General features: G+C 46.1%; 13 protein-coding genes. 10 read left to right on the top strand and 3 right to left on the bottom strand.

Annotated elements, in window-relative coordinates:
• Window positions 1-314: 314 nt before the first annotated feature.
• Window positions 315-821 carry a sporulation membrane protein YtrI gene (gene ytrI, locus V8G47_RS08725; RefSeq protein ID WP_336199751.1) on the bottom strand — a complete coding sequence of 169 codons (507 nt, stop codon included), beginning with the start codon at window positions 819-821 and terminating at the stop codon, window positions 315-317.
• A complete protein-coding gene (locus V8G47_RS08720) occupies window positions 818-1,153 on the bottom strand; it encodes a YtrH family sporulation protein (protein WP_034756917.1) in 336 nt (111 codons plus the stop codon). Before V8G47_RS08720 ends, ytrI begins: the two co-directional genes overlap by 4 nt.
• 137 nt (window positions 1,154-1,290) lie before the next feature.
• On the opposite strand from V8G47_RS08720, the gene dnaE reads away from it, so the two are divergent.
• The 8 genes from dnaE (at window position 1,291) to V8G47_RS08680 (ending at window position 12,309) form a co-directional block, all read left to right on the top strand.
• Window positions 1,291-4,641 carry a DNA polymerase III subunit alpha gene (gene dnaE, locus V8G47_RS08715; protein ID WP_336199750.1) on the top strand — a complete coding sequence of 1,117 codons (3,351 nt, stop codon included), beginning with the start codon at window positions 1,291-1,293 and terminating at the stop codon, window positions 4,639-4,641.
• Window positions 4,642-4,803: 162 nt separating this feature from the next.
• Window positions 4,804-6,042, top strand: a complete 1,239-nt coding sequence (locus V8G47_RS08710; protein ID WP_034756923.1) for an NAD(P)-dependent malic enzyme — start codon at window positions 4,804-4,806, stop codon at window positions 6,040-6,042.
• Window positions 6,042-6,698: a FadR/GntR family transcriptional regulator gene (locus V8G47_RS08705; RefSeq protein WP_269146684.1), complete on the top strand. Its 657-nt coding sequence runs from the start codon at window positions 6,042-6,044 to the stop codon at window positions 6,696-6,698. The genes V8G47_RS08710 and V8G47_RS08705 overlap by 1 nt, the downstream gene beginning before the upstream one ends.
• Before the next feature lie 128 nt (window positions 6,699-6,826).
• Entirely contained in the window at window positions 6,827-7,702 is an 876-nt protein-coding gene (gene accD, locus V8G47_RS08700; protein WP_034756926.1) for an acetyl-CoA carboxylase, carboxyltransferase subunit beta, read from the top strand.
• A complete protein-coding gene (gene accA, locus V8G47_RS08695) occupies window positions 7,696-8,676 on the top strand; it encodes an acetyl-CoA carboxylase carboxyl transferase subunit alpha (RefSeq protein ID WP_336199749.1) in 981 nt (326 codons plus the stop codon). The genes accD and accA overlap by 7 nt, the downstream gene beginning before the upstream one ends.
• A gap of 338 nt (window positions 8,677-9,014) precedes the next feature.
• The gene (gene pfkA / locus V8G47_RS08690) at window positions 9,015-9,974 is read left to right on the top strand and encodes a 6-phosphofructokinase (protein WP_034756932.1); all 960 of its coding nucleotides are present in this window, start codon (window positions 9,015-9,017) and stop codon (window positions 9,972-9,974) included.
• Between the two features lie 30 nt (window positions 9,975-10,004).
• Window positions 10,005-11,765 carry a pyruvate kinase gene (pyk, locus tag V8G47_RS08685; RefSeq protein ID WP_061809329.1) on the top strand — a complete coding sequence of 587 codons (1,761 nt, stop codon included), beginning with the start codon at window positions 10,005-10,007 and terminating at the stop codon, window positions 11,763-11,765.
• A 157-nt stretch (window positions 11,766-11,922) separates the two neighbouring features.
• Window positions 11,923-12,309 (top strand): FxsA family protein, encoded by a 387-nt coding sequence (locus tag V8G47_RS08680; protein WP_336199747.1) that lies wholly within the window; start codon window positions 11,923-11,925, stop codon window positions 12,307-12,309.
• Window positions 12,310-12,344: 35 nt separating this feature from the next.
• Here V8G47_RS08680 and ytvI read toward each other — a convergent pair whose 3' ends face one another.
• Window positions 12,345-13,451 (bottom strand): sporulation integral membrane protein YtvI, encoded by a 1,107-nt coding sequence (gene ytvI, locus V8G47_RS08675; protein WP_336199746.1) that lies wholly within the window; start codon window positions 13,449-13,451, stop codon window positions 12,345-12,347.
• Between the two features lie 158 nt (window positions 13,452-13,609).
• Between ytvI and V8G47_RS08670 the strand changes: the two genes are divergently transcribed.
• Together V8G47_RS08670 and citZ are read left to right on the top strand one after the other, a co-directional pair.
• Window positions 13,610-14,068: a DUF441 domain-containing protein gene (locus V8G47_RS08670; protein WP_336199745.1), complete on the top strand. Its 459-nt coding sequence runs from the start codon at window positions 13,610-13,612 to the stop codon at window positions 14,066-14,068.
• 324 nt (window positions 14,069-14,392) lie between these two features.
• On the top strand, window positions 14,393-15,511 hold the full coding sequence (gene citZ / locus V8G47_RS08665) for a citrate synthase (RefSeq protein WP_336199744.1): 1,119 nt from the start codon (window positions 14,393-14,395) through the stop codon (window positions 15,509-15,511).
• Window positions 15,512-15,585 lie beyond the last annotated feature (74 nt).

Genomic DNA, 15,585 nt, shown 5'->3' with positions numbered 1-15,585 from the left:
TAAAATAAAGGTTTTTCCTTCTTCATAAAAGCGAAGAAGGAAAAACAAAATGAAAAACTAAGAACAAGTAAGCCCCTTGGAGAAAACGTCAGTAATTAGGGGGTCAAACCGATAAAAAGTGTTTTGACGCAATTGTGGTGTGAAATGACGCCATTACGAGGAAAGAGCAGATGTAGTCACCCAAAATCCTTGTTAAAAGAAGGATTCAAACGGGAGGTGAAAAGAATTTGCCAGCTTCAAATGCCGTTTCACTATTAAATTGCATGAATCGAACACAAAATGAACCTGCCACCAGACAGGTCCACCCAACAAATCTAATCATCCTCATACCTCAACTCCAACGTAATCTGCGTGGTCGTATAGAAGTACATTTCCTTCACTTTCAATTTGAAATTTTTATCATTCAGCTTAACGGTTTTATTTTCGATGATCTTCTTGATGAGTTCCTTATTTCCGTACACGGTTTCTAAGTCCTTGGTCAACAGGCTCCGCAAATCTTCACTCAGCTTGTCTTCGGTTTCGTGAATACTGAGCAGCTCCACTTTTGTTTTCGTGTTGTTGATGATCTTCACCTTAACTTCCTGAATGGTCAATTCGTTTTCATTTTCATTGTTCAATTGTTTATATTCTTCCTGTAAGTAGGACAGGGTGTTCTTCAATTTACTGATGTCATTTTTCTGTTCTTCGATTTTCAGGGCCTGTTTTTCATGCATGGTGCCGAACATGAAGAGGAAGATCATCCAGCTGATGATGCCTCCCACGACCATTCCGGCGAAGAACCGCTGCCAGGAGGGGAGCCGGTAGAAAGGGGGGATCCTCATGACGGCATATGTTCCTGGGTGAGCCAGGTGATGATCATGGCAGCCGTGTTCGCTCCGCCGAGGGCAGAGAGGATCCACAGGAATTGTTTGAAGAGTTCTTTCGTTTCCCCGTTCAGAAAGCCTTTTTCAAAGCTGTACACTGTATCGAATGTGCCGCCGATCGCTGCGATGATGGCCCAGATCCGCAGAAAATCGGATAGTCGTCTCATTTCAATGAATAGGGGCTGCCCCATGGCAAACGAGGCCAATCCGCCGAGCAGTGATCCACCGAGCAACACTCCCATAGCGATAAAGAAGCTTTTGAATAACTCCGGAAAGAAAGCTTCTGCCATTTCATCATCTCCATCTATTACGTGTCTTTACGATAACTATATGGGATTAGAGGACAAGATATGAGGGAGAACATATTTTCTTTTTTGCAGTTTCTTACCTATAATAAAGGTATATTGAGAAAAAGGTTGTGCATAACATGTCATTTGTTCATTTACAAATAGCGAGTGCCTATAGTCTCCTGTCTAGCACGATATCGATAAATGGACTTGTACATAAAGCGAAGGAATCAGGGTATAAGGCGCTTGCCTTGACTGATAAAAATATGATGTATGCCGCGATCCCTTTTTATAAGGCATGTGTAAAAGAAAACATCAAACCGATCATCGGATTGACCGCAGATATTGCCTCGGAGGAAGGTTCCCACCCCCTCGTTCTCCTCGTGAAAGATCAAAGCGGCTATCAGAATCTATTAAAAATCTCCAGTGCCATCGGGGCAAAGTCGAAAGAAGGGTTACCGCTGAAGTGGCTCTCTTCCTACAGTAAGGGATTGATCGCCATCACTCCAGGCGTCAAGGGCGAGATTGAGAATCTCTTATTGAATGATGAAAAAGAAAAAGCGAAGGAGTGCATCCACACCTATCAACAGATATTCGGACGGGATTCCTTTTACTTAAGCATTCAAAAGCACCGCATTGCCTCTGAGGATGCCCTTATCCCTTTACTGCAGCAGGTGGCGGAAGAGACCGGGACGGAAATGGTTGCCACCAATGATGTGCAGTACCTCGAGCAGGAAGATCATTTTGCCCATGAGAGCATGGCAGCGATCAGGGACGGGGTAAAATTGGCTGAGGATGACCGGGACGTCCTTGGATCCCAGGAATATTATTTCAAGAACAAGGATCAGATGGTGGAGCTGTTTTCTGATCATGTTGAGGCATTGGAAAATACGATGAAGATTGCCGACCGCTGTCATCTGACCATTCCTTTCCATCAACAGCTCCTTCCGAAATATCCTCTGCCTGAAGGAGTCACCGCTCTCGAGGAATTGACGCATCTTTGTGAAAAAGGATTAAGTGAGCGGGTCGAAACGGTTTCAGATGAATATATCAAACGTTTAGATTATGAGCTTGAAGTCATCGGCAGGATGGGGTTCAGTGATTACTTCCTTATTGTGTGGGATTTCATGAAATATGCGAAGGAAAAAAAGATCCTGACCGGACCGGGACGTGGATCTGCAGCGGGTTCCCTCGTATCCTACGCCCTTAGGATTACGGACGTGGATCCCCTCGAACATCATCTGCTGTTTGAACGATTCCTGAATCCTGAGCGGGTGACCATGCCGGATATCGATATCGATTTCCCGGATCACCGGCGCGACGAAGTGATCGAATATGTGGAAGGGAAGTACGGCAGCCTCCATGTCGCCCAGATCATTACGTTCGGGACGTTTGCAGCGAAAGCGGCCCTCCGTGATACGGGCCGGGTGTTCGGACTCAATATGAAGGAGCAGGAGCAGGTTTCGAAGCTCGTGCCGAATCAACTGGGGATCACTTTAAAGGAAGCATATGAAAAGTCGAAGGGGTTCCGTGACTTTGTGACGAGCTCTGATCATTATAAAAAGTTGTTTCAGACGGCTCTTAAACTGGAGGGGCTTCCGAGACACACCTCCACCCATGCGGCGGGGGTCGTGATGAGTGAAGCTCCTTTAGTGCAGTGGGTACCGATCCAGGGGAGTTCATCGGGCATTCATCTGACCCAGTACTCTATGGATATTTTAGAAGAAATCGGATTGTTGAAGATGGATTTCCTCGGGCTTCGCAATCTGAGTATATTGGAAAGAATCGTGAAGAATGTTCAAATGGGCGCGGATAAGTCATTCGCCGTCGAGTCCATCCCCATGGATGACGCCAAAACATTCGAGCTGTTGAGTAAAGGGCAGACGAACGGGATCTTCCAGCTGGAATCGGATGGGATGCGGAATGTGTTAAAAAGGCTGAAACCCAATTCCTTTGAAGACATCGTGGCGGTGAACGCCTTGTACCGTCCGGGTCCGATGGAGAACATCCCGATGTATATCAATCGGAAACATGGGAAAGAGCATGTGGAATATCCTCATCCCGATTTGAAACCGATCCTTGAAATGACGTATGGGGTCATTGTGTATCAGGAGCAGATCATGCAGATCGCATCGAAAATGGCCGGGTTTTCCCTCGGGGAAGCGGACCTCCTCAGACGAGCCGTTTCCAAGAAGAAAAAGGATGTCCTCGATCAGGAGCGGGAGCATTTTGTTTCCGGTTCGATCCGTAAAGGCTACAGGGAAGAGGTCGCCCATACGATTTATGACTTGATCGTCCGCTTCGCCGATTACGGTTTCAACAGGTCACATGCCGTTGCATACAGCATGATCGCCTATCAACTGGCTTACCTGAAAGCCCATTATCCTGCGTTCTTCTTATCATCCCTCCTGACATCCGTCGTAGGGAATGAAACGAAGGTGGCTCAGTATATACGGGAAGCCACACAGTATGACATTGAGATCCTGCCTCCTTCCATCAATCGCAGCCAGTTTGTTTTTACAGTTGAAGGAAAGAATGTGATCCGCTACAGCATAGGCGCGATTAAAGGAATTGGGGCTGCGGCTCTTAAGGAAATCATCCGAGCGAGAAAAGAAAAACCGTTTCAGGATCTATTCGATTTCTGCATGAGGGTGTCCTCAAAGACGATCAATCGGAAGATCTTAGAGAATCTTGTGCTCTCCGGTGCATTTGATGAATTCGGGATCGACCGCGCCACCTTGCTTGCAAGCCTGGATGTGGCAGCGCAGCATGCAGAGCTTGTGAACCCTGATGACGATCCTGACCTGTTCCATGAAGAAGAAGCGTTTATGTTAAAGCCCAAATATGTGGAAGTGGATGACATGACGATCGATACGAAGCTTCAGTTTGAAAAACAGGTGCTTGGCCTATACTTATCGGATCACCCTGTTTCATCTTACCGGCCATTATTTGAAGGAATGGGATTGCAGCAGATAGCCGATCTCCAAAAAGGATCGAAAATCTCACTCGGCGGTTATATCACTGGGATGAAATCGATCCGGACCAAAAAAGGGGAAGTGATGGCTTTCCTTGAAATCGGGGATGAAAGTGGAGAGATGGAAGCCGTTGTGTTTCCGAATGTGTACAAACATAATATGCCGTTGCTTAAAGAAGGGAATATTCTCCTATTTGGGGGCAATGTGGAAGACCGCAACGATAAGCTGCAGTTCATCGTTAATCAGTTGGAAACGATGGAAGACGTTCAGGCAAGGGTGAAAGAGAGCAGCCAGAAGCTCTATTTGAAAATCGCCGCGGGTCAGGATGAAGAGGCCTGTATGGAGGGGATCCATCGAGCCATTAACCGGTTCAAAGGGAAGAATCCGGTCATCGTCTACTACGAGCAGGCCAAAAAGAGTATAAGGCTTCCGGATCATCTGCGCATCAGTCCTTCACAGGAGGCTCTTAGGGAATTGTACCGAATTCTTGGGGAGTCAAATGTAATATTGCAATAACATACTTTACTAAAACCATAATTTATATTATTGTTTAATAGAAAAAGGTGGTCTGACCACCTCTGAACTTATTATTTTATTATCCATTTTTACATTTAGAAGAGTCGTCTTTGGCACGATTCGATCCATAGCATGTAAAAGAATCAGAAGGAGTGAGTCAATTTGTCATTACGCGAAGAAGCTCTGCATATGCACCGAGTGAATAAAGGGAAATTAGAGTCTAAATCCAAGGTGGAAGTCCGAAATGCGGATGACTTGAGCTTAGCTTACTCCCCCGGGGTGGCGGAACCCTGCAAGGTGATCTATGACAAGCCTGAAACCGTCTATGATTACACGATGAAAGGGAATATGGTAGCGGTTGTTTCCGATGGTACGGCGGTACTCGGTCTTGGGAATATCGGACCTGAAGCGGCTCTTCCCGTCATGGAAGGAAAAGCGGTACTATTCAAAAGCTTTGCAGGAGTCGACGCATTCCCGATCTGTTTGAACACAACGGATGTGGACAAGATCGTTGAAACCGTCAAGCTCCTTGAGCCGACGTTCGGAGGCGTGAACCTTGAAGATATCGCCGCTCCGAATTGCTTTGAAATTGAAGAGCGCCTGAAGAAAGAAACGAATATCCCTGTTTTCCATGATGATCAGCATGGTACGGCGATCGTTACCGTGGCGGGACTTGTGAACGCTCTCAAAATTGTCGGGAAGAAAATGTCCGAAATCAAAGTCGTGGCAAATGGTGCCGGTGCTGCCGGTATGGCCATCATTAAGCTTCTTTACCGTTATGGGGTAAGGGACATCATCATGTGTGATTCCAAGGGTGCGATTTATGAAGGGCGTCCTGAAGGGATGAACTCTACGAAAGATGAAGTGGCGAAGTTTACGAACCGTGACCATATCAAAGGCGGCTTAGGTGAAGTATTGAAGGATGCCGACGTATTCATCGGTGTATCCGTGGCGGGTGCCCTGACGGAAGAGATGGTTTCTTCCATGAAACAGGACCCGATCATCTTTGCCATGGCGAACCCGGTTCCTGAAATCATGCCGGACCTTGCGAAAGCGGCGGGAGCCAAAGTCATTGGTACAGGCCGATCTGATTTCCCGAACCAGGTCAACAATGTCCTTGCCTTCCCTGGGATCTTCAGGGGTGCACTGGACGTACGCGCAACCCACATCAATGAAAAAATGAAGCAGGCTGCCGTTGAAGCGATCGCTTCTTTGATCACGGAAGACGAACTGAACGCGGACTATGTCATTCCTGCACCATTCGATAAGCGTGTCGCTCCAGCCGTTGCTGCTGCCGTGGCGAAAACAGCGATGGAAACAGGGGTTGCCCGCTTAAAGGTGGACCCGGAAGAAATCCGTAAGAAAACAGAAGATTTAGCCGTCATCGGGAAGAGTGAATGATGACAGAAGTGAACTCTCTCCAAACTCACGCTAAGGTATATATTGGAATTGTTCACCAGCTGAGAGAAATGATATCAAAGGACTGTCTGAAGCCGGGAGATAAGATCCCGTCCGAAAGGGAATTGTCCGAGCGCCTGAATGTCGGGCGCTCTTCGGTGAGGGAAGCACTCCGGGCCCTTGAACTGTTGGGACTGATTGAAACCCGCAGAGGGGAAGGGACCTTTCTGCGGGATTTCAGGGATCACCATCTGATCGATCTTCTGGGCATGTTTATCCTCCAGGATGACATGGCTCAGGAAGACATCCTTCAGACGAAGATGATGATTGAAAAAGAAGCACTGAAGGCTTTGTATATAGATAAAAGGAAAACAGATTCCCTGCATGTGAGCGTTTCAGAATGCGAGAATCTGGACGACGTGTTCAGGGAGATCGTCATGATGAGTTCGAATTACTTATCCCAACGAATCTGGAATATACTGAATGATTTCGAAACGTTGATCTGTGGTGAGAAGAAGCTCACGGCAGCTATGAGGGAAGAATTGATCACCATGCTTAGTGGCATCGATCACCAGGAGAAAGAGACTGTGCAAGAGACATATAGAAGGGTTAGGAAAATTGTCGATGAAGACGCGACAATTTCCAACATCTTTTTTTAAACACTTCCATTAAACTGATAGTCAAGCAGTTAATGCACTTACTATAGAGAAGCGAATGGGCAGCTGTCATGTAAGGGAATATTTCCCAGCTGAAGCAAGCTAGTGTCATTCGGTAAGGAGGTTTCACCTTGCTAAAGGAACTTTTTAACAAATCAAAAAAAGAAAAGAAAAAATATGCAACGATTCCTTCTGAAGCGGCCAAACATGACGTTCCGGAAGGCATCATGACGAAATGTCCTGATTGCAAAAAAATCATGTACACGAAAGAACTTCAAAAGAACCTAAAGGTGTGCATCCATTGTGGATACCATCATGGCATGAGCTCACCAGAGAGAGTCGATAGTTTTATAGATGAGGGCACGTTCAAGGAGCTCGATCATGACCTGACTTCGGGTAACCCCCTGAACTTTCCTGATTATGAAAGTAAAGTGGAAAAGGACCGTAAGAAGACCGGCATGAACGAAGCCGTTCTGACGGGTTCAGGAAAGGTTAATGGAGTGGAAGTCGTAACAGCCATCATGGATTCCCGTTTCCGGATGGGAAGCATGGGATCGGTGGTTGGAGAGAAAATCACGAGAGCCATCGAAGAAGCCGATAAACGGAAGGTACCGTTCATCATCTTCACGGCTTCAGGAGGGGCGCGGATGCAGGAAGGTGTCCTTTCCCTGATGCAGATGGCGAAGACCAGTGTAGCTCTGAAACGTCTGAGCGATAACGGAGGGCTCTTCATTTCGATCATGACCCATCCGACGACAGGCGGAGTATCCGCAAGTTTCGCATCCGTCGGGGATTATAACTTTGCGGAGCCTGGGGCACTGATTGGATTCGCAGGCAGAAGGATCATCGAGCAGACGATCCGTGAAGATCTGCCGGAAGACTTCCAGACATCCGAATTTTTATTAAAACATGGACAACTTGACGGAGTCATTTCGAGACTCGAGTTGAAAGAGAAAATCGGGACAATACTTGATATACATCAGTGGGACGGTGATCTGCCATGGTAAATGAGATGGAATTTGAAAAGCCTGTATACGAGCTCAAGAAGAAAATTGCCGAACTGAAGGAGTTCACCCAGAAGTCGGACGTCGATTTATCGAAAGAAATCGAGAAGCTTGAGAACCGTCTCACAAAGCTTCAAAATGATATCTACGAAAACATGAAGCCGTGGGAAAGGGTCCAGGTGGCCCGTCATCCGGAGCGTCCGACGACTCTGGATTATATCAAGTATCTCTTTACGGACTTCATTGAAATGCACGGAGACCGTCTATATGGGGATGACGAAGCGATTGTGTCAGGCGTCGGGAAGTTTCACGATGTCCCTGTGACGATCATCGGTCACCAAAGAGGGAAAGATACGAAAGAAAACATCCGCCGGAACTTCGGGATGCCTCATCCGGAAGGGTACCGAAAAGCACTGCGCTTGATGAAGCAGGCGGACAAGTTCAACCGTCCGATCATCTGCTTTATCGATACAAAGGGTGCTTACCCCGGGAAAGCGGCAGAGGAACGCGGTCAGAGTGAAGCCATTGCACGGAATCTTGTGGAGATGGCCGGCCTCACGGTTCCCGTCATCTGCATCGTCATCGGTGAAGGCGGTAGTGGCGGAGCCTTGGCACTTGGCGTGGGAAATCATATTCATATGCTTGAAAACTCCACTTACTCCGTCATCTCACCTGAAGGGGCCGCGGCCATCCTCTGGAAGGATTCCACCCAGGCGAAACGCGCGGCTGAATCCATGAAGATCACGGCTCCCGATCTTAAGGAGCTTGGGATCATCGATGACATCATCACGGAAGTAAAAGGCGGAGCCCATAAAGATGTCGAGGAACAGGCAAAGTATATCAACGACGTCCTTATGAGCTCACTGAAAGAGTTGGTTCCGATGAAGAAGGACGAGCTCATCCAACATCGTTATGAAAAATTCAAGGCGATGGGTGAATATTCGGTTTTAAATGATCTTATCGGGGTAAAATCATAACAAACGATGGACTGACAAATAGGAGATACCATTTGTCAGTCTTTTTCATTCAATCTTCCTTACTCCTACCCGGATAAAGGGCTTTGTGACGATATTTTGAAGGTTTTAACAATTAAAACGCTTCCATTTAATAGATTATTTCGTCTTTTGCTATTCCTCCTAGTAACTTGTTGAGAACCTTGAACCTTCGTGTTATTTTAGAAATAATCCAAAGTCTATTGGTCCATAATAATGTAATGAATGAAAACTGGAATTTTCCTTTTCTTTGATTTATGTGAAACGATTAACAATACCATTCAATTACATATAAAGGCATATTTCTTAATGAGGTGATCGTAGTGAAAAAGATTGGTGTATTGACAAGTGGTGGAGATTCACCCGGTATGAATGCAGCAGTCCGTGCAGTTGTGCGTAAAGCCATCTTCATGGATATAGAGGTATATGGTATTTATCAAGGGTATAATGGATTAATCAACGGGAACATCAAGAAGCTTGAGCTTGGTTCTGTCGGTGATATCATCCACCGTGGCGGAACGATGCTTTATACAGCCCGCTGTGAAGAATTCAAAACAAAAGAAGGCCAGAAAAAAGGGATCGAGCAATTAGAAAAACACGGCATCGAAGGACTTGTTGTCATTGGTGGGGACGGTTCTTACCAAGGGGCAAAAGCCTTGACGGAATGGGGATACCCATGTGTCGGTGTACCGGGGACGATCGATAATGATATCCCAGGGACTGAATATACAATCGGTTTCGATACAGCGCTGAATACGGTCATCGATGCGATCGATAAAATCCGTGATACGGCTACATCCCATGAGCGGACGTTCATCATTGAAGTAATGGGACGCAACGCGGGGGATATCGCTCTTTGGGCAGGTCTTGCCGGCGGAGCGGAAACGGTCCTGATCCCTGAGGAGAAATTCGATCTTGACGACGTTGTCGGCCGTTTGAAAAAAGGACAGGAACGCGGAAAGAAACATAGTATCATCATTGTTGCAGAAGGTGTCATGTCTGCCAATGAATTTGCGAACCGCTTCACAGAAGCAACAGGAATGGATACGCGTGTCTCCGTCCTTGGTCATATCCAGCGCGGTGGAACGCCGACAGCTGCAGACCGTGTCCTTGCCAGCCGTTTAGGGGCTCATGCCGTTGAACTATTGGCCCAGGGTAAAGGCGGAAGAGCGGTAGGAATTGAGAAAAATCAACTAGTTGATTACGATATTATTGAAGCACTTGCCAAGCCACATCAAATTGATTTGAACATGTACAGACTTTCCAAAGAGCTTTCAATCTAAATTGTTGTAAGATTTCAGGAGGTAAAGAAAATGAGAAAAACGAAAATAGTATGTACGATCGGTCCTGCCAGTGAAAGTGTAGAGAAGTTATCACAACTGATCGAAGCCGGAATGAACGTTTCCCGCTTGAACTTTTCACATGGTGACCACGATGAGCACGGACAGCGCATCATCAATATCCGCGAAGCAGCAGAAAAAGCCGGTAAAACAGTCGGGATCCTGCTTGATACTAAAGGTCCGGAAATCCGCACGAACAATATGCAGGACGGAGCTATTGAATTAACACAAGGATCCAACATCATCGTTTCCATGAAAGAAGTAGTGGGAACAACTGAGAAATTCTCCGTTACATACGAAGGATTGATCGATGATGTTCATGTTGGTTCCAAGATTCTTCTTGATGACGGATTAATCGAGTTGGACGTGACCGAAATCGACAAAGTGAACGGTGAAATCCATACACATGTTGCCAACAGTGGAACACTTAAAAATAAAAAAGGTGTAAACGTACCGGGCGTTTCTGTGAACCTTCCTGGAATCACGGATAAAGATGCCAACGATATCGTATTCGGTATCGGACAAGGTGTTGACTTTATCGCAGCATCATTCGTACGTCGTGCATCTGATGTACTTGAAATCCGTCAATTACTGGAAGAACACAACGCGTCTCATATCCAAATCATCCCTAAAATTGAAAACCAAGAGGGTGTAGACAACATCGATGAAATCCTTGAAGTATCTGACGGATTGATGGTTGCACGTGGAGACCTTGGTGTGGAAATCCCTGCTGAGGAAGTACCACTTGTTCAGAAGATGCTGATCAAGAAATGTAATTCACTTGGTAAGCCTGTCATCACAGCGACTCAAATGCTTGATTCTATGCAGCGCAACCCAAGACCGACAAGAGCGGAAGCAAGTGACGTAGCGAACGCCATCTTTGATGGGACAGATGCGATCATGCTTTCTGGTGAAACGGCAGCAGGTTCTTACCCTGTAGAAGCGGTTCAAACGATGCATAATATCGCGTCAAGAGCAGAAACGGCACTTGATTACGATGCCATCCTTTCTTCACGCAGCAAAGACAGCGAGCACAATATGACGGATGCCATCGGTCAATCCGTTGCCTATACAGCTCTTAATCTTGATGTGAATGCCATTGTCGCTCCGACTGAGAGTGGCCACACGGCACGCATGATCTCTAAATACCGTCCGAAAGCACCAATCGTAGCCGTGACTGGTACAGACTCTGTATCACGCCGCCTGGCACTTGTATGGGGCGTCTACCCTACAGTCGGCCGCAAAGTGACGACAACCGATGAAATGCTTGATATGGCAGTAGAAGAGAGCGTCAACTCAGGTATGACGAAGCACGGAGACCGCATCGTCATCACAGCGGGTGTTCCGATCGGTGAATCCGGAACGACGAACCTGATGAAAATCCACGTAGTGGGCGATGTCGTTGCAAAAGGTCAAGGAATCGGACGTAAATCAGCATACGGTAAAGCAGTCGTTGCCACATCAGCTGAAGAAGCCGTGAAGAATATGACTGATGGTGCCGTCCTTGTCACAATCGGCACGGATAAAGAAATGATGCCTGCCCTTGAAAAATGTTCGGCACTGATCGTTGAAGAAGGCGGCCTGACAAGTCATGCAGCCGTAGTCGGTATCAACCTTGGAATTCCTGTGGTGGTTGGGGTTGATCACGCCACTTCATTATTCAAGAATGGCCAGGAAATCACGGTGGATGCGACTCATGGCGTGATTTATAATGGGTATGCGAGTGTATTGTAAGTAAATAGTTGTGGGGAAACCGGAGTCTTTTTGAGGGCTCTGGTTTTTTGCATTAGGTGGAGCCATTCATTCAAAAGCACCGCATCATAAAACACAACTTCTCCAATATGCTATAATAAATACCAAGCAAGTATTAAACCAAATGGAGGAATCCATCATGAGATATATGCTTTTACTATTGATTATCATACCGGCGCTTGAAATTGGATTATTGGTCCTTTCCGGTCAGGCCATTGGTCTCGTCCCGACCGTGTTATTGATTATTACGACAGGGATCCTCGGAGCGTACCTGGCTAAGAAGCAGGGGATCGAGACGATAAGGAAAGCTCAGCGGGACATGCAGTATGGACAGATGCCCGGGGAGGCCATCATGGATGGTCTGTGTATCCTGGTGGGAGGAATCCTCTTATTGACTCCGGGATTCGTTACCGATAGCTTTGGATTTTTATTATTACTCCCTCCTACGAGAAGAATGTTCAAGCCATTCTTTTTCCGGTTATTCAAACGTTGGATCAACAAAGGGAACGTAATTATATATCGATAAAGAAAAAAGCACTGCCTCGAGAGCAGTGCTTTTTCCTATTTTACACCCATGATGAATTTCCAAGTATCCTCGAATACCCCGGCTCTTTTCAAAGTGGATAGGATCACCAGTACAACAGGGCCGACGATCAATCCGAGAAAACCGATAAGCTTAAACCCGACAAATAAAGCAATAAGGGTGGCTAAGGGATCGAGTCCGATACTTGAAGACAGCACTTTCGGTTCCATGATCTGCCGCTGGACGACAACGACCAGGTACAGGACGGAAAGCCCGATCCCCAATCCTGTATTGCCCGTAATGAATTCATAGATGATCCACGGCACGAATACGGCCCCTGTCCCCAGATAAGGCAGGATATCCACGAGACCTGTCACGAGGGCAATAGTGATTGCGTAGTCTACTCTGAGGATGATCAACCCGATCAACACGATGATGGCCGTGATGGAAATGAGGGTGAATTGAGCACGGATGAACCCGAACAGTGCCCGTTTTAAGTCGAAGAACACTTTCCTCCCACTGCTCATCGCCTTTCCGGGAATGATTTTCTCCGCTTTTGCGAATAATGTATACCAATCCTTGCTGATGAAGAATGTGGCGAGTGCCGCGAAGATCAGGACAGATGCTGCATTTGGGATCCACGAGATCAACTGGGGCAGCTTTGTGAAAAAGTTTTGCAGGAAATCACCAGCCGATGTCGCAATTTTCGTTCCGGCTGTCTGGACATTTTCGAGTATCGTATCCTGCTGGCCGGCTTCAAGATTTTTAAATAATCCTGCAAGCTGATTGTAAAGAGGAATGACGTGCCCAACGATGATATCCTCTGCATATGTAACAAGGGTTTGAACATGCTTAGGCAGTTCTTCTGCCAAATAATTGGCCCCCGAGACAATTTCTGCAATCAATAACGTAATGAGCCCTGCGAAGATGGCGACGATCAAAATGAGGGACACGGTGACGGCCCATATCCTGGGGAGCCATTTCTCCAGCCCGTTCACCAGGGGATTAATCAACAAGGCTATGGCAACGGCGATGATGAATGGATAAGCAAGTTTCCATATGTAATAGAGTGAAATCAATGAGAGAATAATGATCGCTAGAACGATCAGAAAGCGGATCGTTCGATAAACATAATCTAAATTCAAGGGTTTCCCTCCTACCGGGTCTAGTACTTCTATTTTATAGGAGACAGGAAATGAAAGGAAGATATATTTGCAGTGGTTGGAGCATTTTATGAATGATGTGAAAAGTTGATATGGTAGGATAATGATTGGAGTACATAAAGGAGAGGCAGGGGAATGATATGACTCAGCCATTCATGTTTTTACTGCTTTTATTGGGAATCGGGCTGATGGCGAAAAATCAATCCATCATTATAGCCGTAGCATTTCTTATAGTATTAAAGCTGCTCGGGCTTGATGAGAAGATTTTCGCGGCGATACAGTCCAAAGGTATCAATTGGGGTGTGACGATCATTACGATTGCCGTACTCGCACCGATTGCGACGGGGGAAATCGGCTTTAAGGATCTCTTTGATTCGTTGAAGTCCCCATATGCCTGGATTGCACTCGCCTCTGGGATGGCAGTGGCATTGATTGCGAAGAACGGATTGATTCTATTGGAAGATGACCCCCACCTGACGACGGCCCTCGTTCTTGGCACAGTGTTAGCCGTCGCTCTCTTCAAAGGGGTTGCAGTAGGGCCTTTGATCGGAGCCGGGATCGCGTATCTTGCTATGAAACTGTACGAATTATTTCTGTGAACAGGCATGGGGGATCCGCCTGTTCGATCCTCTTTTTTTCGATGGTTTATTTTTCTAGAAAAATAATTTTTATAGAAATTGATGCGTTTTCATTCACAAAAGTCAGATAATTGTTTATAATAGGAAATGTAAGCGCATCCCAAGCTCTCATGATACTATTGGAAGAGCCGGGAATCATTTTTTGTATAGGAATTGAGCAATCGCTCAGCGTTTTTTACGTTCTTTTTAAACAAGCCCTACTAGACTTGATAGATCGTTCTGTAGGGTTTTATACTCATATGAAAATGGGTAAAAGAGAAATATATAACAAAAGGAGAGGTTATTATGACAGCAACTCGCGGATTAGAAGGAGTTGTAGCGACGACATCGTCCATCAGTTCGATCATTGACGATACCCTTACATATGTTGGCTACAACATTGATGATTTAGCAAATAATGCAAGCTTCGAAGAGGTTATCTACTTATTATGGCATCTGAAACTGCCTACTGCATCAGAACTTAAGGAGTTTACAGAGCTTTTGGCAGCTAACGCTGAATTGCCTAAGGAAGTCATCGAGCATTTCAAGATGTACAACATCAAGGAAGTCCACCCGATGGCCGCTTTACGTTCAGCTGTCTCCCTACTTGGATTGTATGATGATAAAGCAGACGTGATGGAAGATAAGGAAAACTATCTGAAAGCCGTTCGCCTTCAAGCGAAGATTCCGACGATCGTCACGAGCTTTGCACGTATCCGCAACGGTCAGGAACCGATTGCACCACGTCAGGATTTAGGATTTGCAGCTAACTTCCTATATATGCTGACAGGGAAAGATCCTGAGCCTGTTGAAGTCGAAGCATTCAATAAAGCGCTGGTCCTTCATGCGGACCATGAGTTAAACGCTTCCACATTCACAGCACGTGTCTGTGTCGCAACTCTATCTGACGTCTATTCAGGTGTTACCGCTGCGATCGGTGCCTTAAAAGGACCGCTTCACGGTGGGGCGAATGAGCAGGTAATGAAGATGCTTACTGAAATTGGTTCTGTGGACAAAGCAGAAGAGTACATCCTCGACAAATTAGAGAAGAAAGAAAAAATCATGGGCTTCGGTCACCGCGTTTACCGTCAGGGAGATCCACGTGCCAAGCATCTGAAAGAAATGTCCAAGAAATTAACTGAATTGACAGGACAAAGTAAATACTACGAAATATCCGTTAAGGTTGAAGATGTATTCACATCCAATAAAGGCTTACCGCCGAATGTTGATTTCTACTCAGCATCTGTCTACCACAGCTTAGGGATCGATCATGACTTATTCACTCCGATCTTTGCTGTAAGCCGTGTATCGGGCTGGTTGGCACACATCCTTGAACAATATTCAAACAATCGCCTGATCCGCCCTCGTGCTGATTATGTAGGGCCTGGCAAGCAACAATACGTGCCGGTTGAACAAAGAGGTTAATCATCAATATTTACAAATAGTAAAAATATTGGTGTAATAATAAGAGAAGGGGAATGACTCTGAAAGGGTAACTT

The sequence above is a fragment of the Rossellomorea sp. LJF3 genome (assembly GCF_037046045.1).
Lineage (GTDB): Bacteria > Bacillota > Bacilli > Bacillales > Bacillaceae_B > Rossellomorea.
This window is presented reverse-complemented; position numbering and strand designations above follow the sequence as displayed.

What these genes read in the sequence shown, in the direction of transcription:
- ytrI (WP_336199751.1), bottom strand. Translation starts at nt 821, where the DNA reads ATGAGGATCCCCCCTTTCTACCGGCTCCCCTCCTGGCAGCGGTTCTTC.
- V8G47_RS08720 (WP_034756917.1), bottom strand. Translation starts at nt 1,153, where the DNA reads ATGGCAGAAGCTTTCTTTCCGGAGTTATTCAAAAGCTTCTTTATCGCT.
- dnaE (WP_336199750.1), top strand. Translation starts at nt 1,291, where the DNA reads ATGTCATTTGTTCATTTACAAATAGCGAGTGCCTATAGTCTCCTGTCT.
- V8G47_RS08705 (WP_269146684.1), top strand. Translation starts at nt 6,042, where the DNA reads ATGACAGAAGTGAACTCTCTCCAAACTCACGCTAAGGTATATATTGGA.
- accA (WP_336199749.1), top strand. Translation starts at nt 7,696, where the DNA reads ATGGTAAATGAGATGGAATTTGAAAAGCCTGTATACGAGCTCAAGAAG.
- pyk (WP_061809329.1), top strand. Translation starts at nt 10,005, where the DNA reads ATGAGAAAAACGAAAATAGTATGTACGATCGGTCCTGCCAGTGAAAGT.
- V8G47_RS08680 (WP_336199747.1), top strand. Translation starts at nt 11,923, where the DNA reads ATGAGATATATGCTTTTACTATTGATTATCATACCGGCGCTTGAAATT.
- V8G47_RS08670 (WP_336199745.1), top strand. Translation starts at nt 13,610, where the DNA reads ATGACTCAGCCATTCATGTTTTTACTGCTTTTATTGGGAATCGGGCTG.
- citZ (WP_336199744.1), top strand. Translation starts at nt 14,393, where the DNA reads ATGACAGCAACTCGCGGATTAGAAGGAGTTGTAGCGACGACATCGTCC.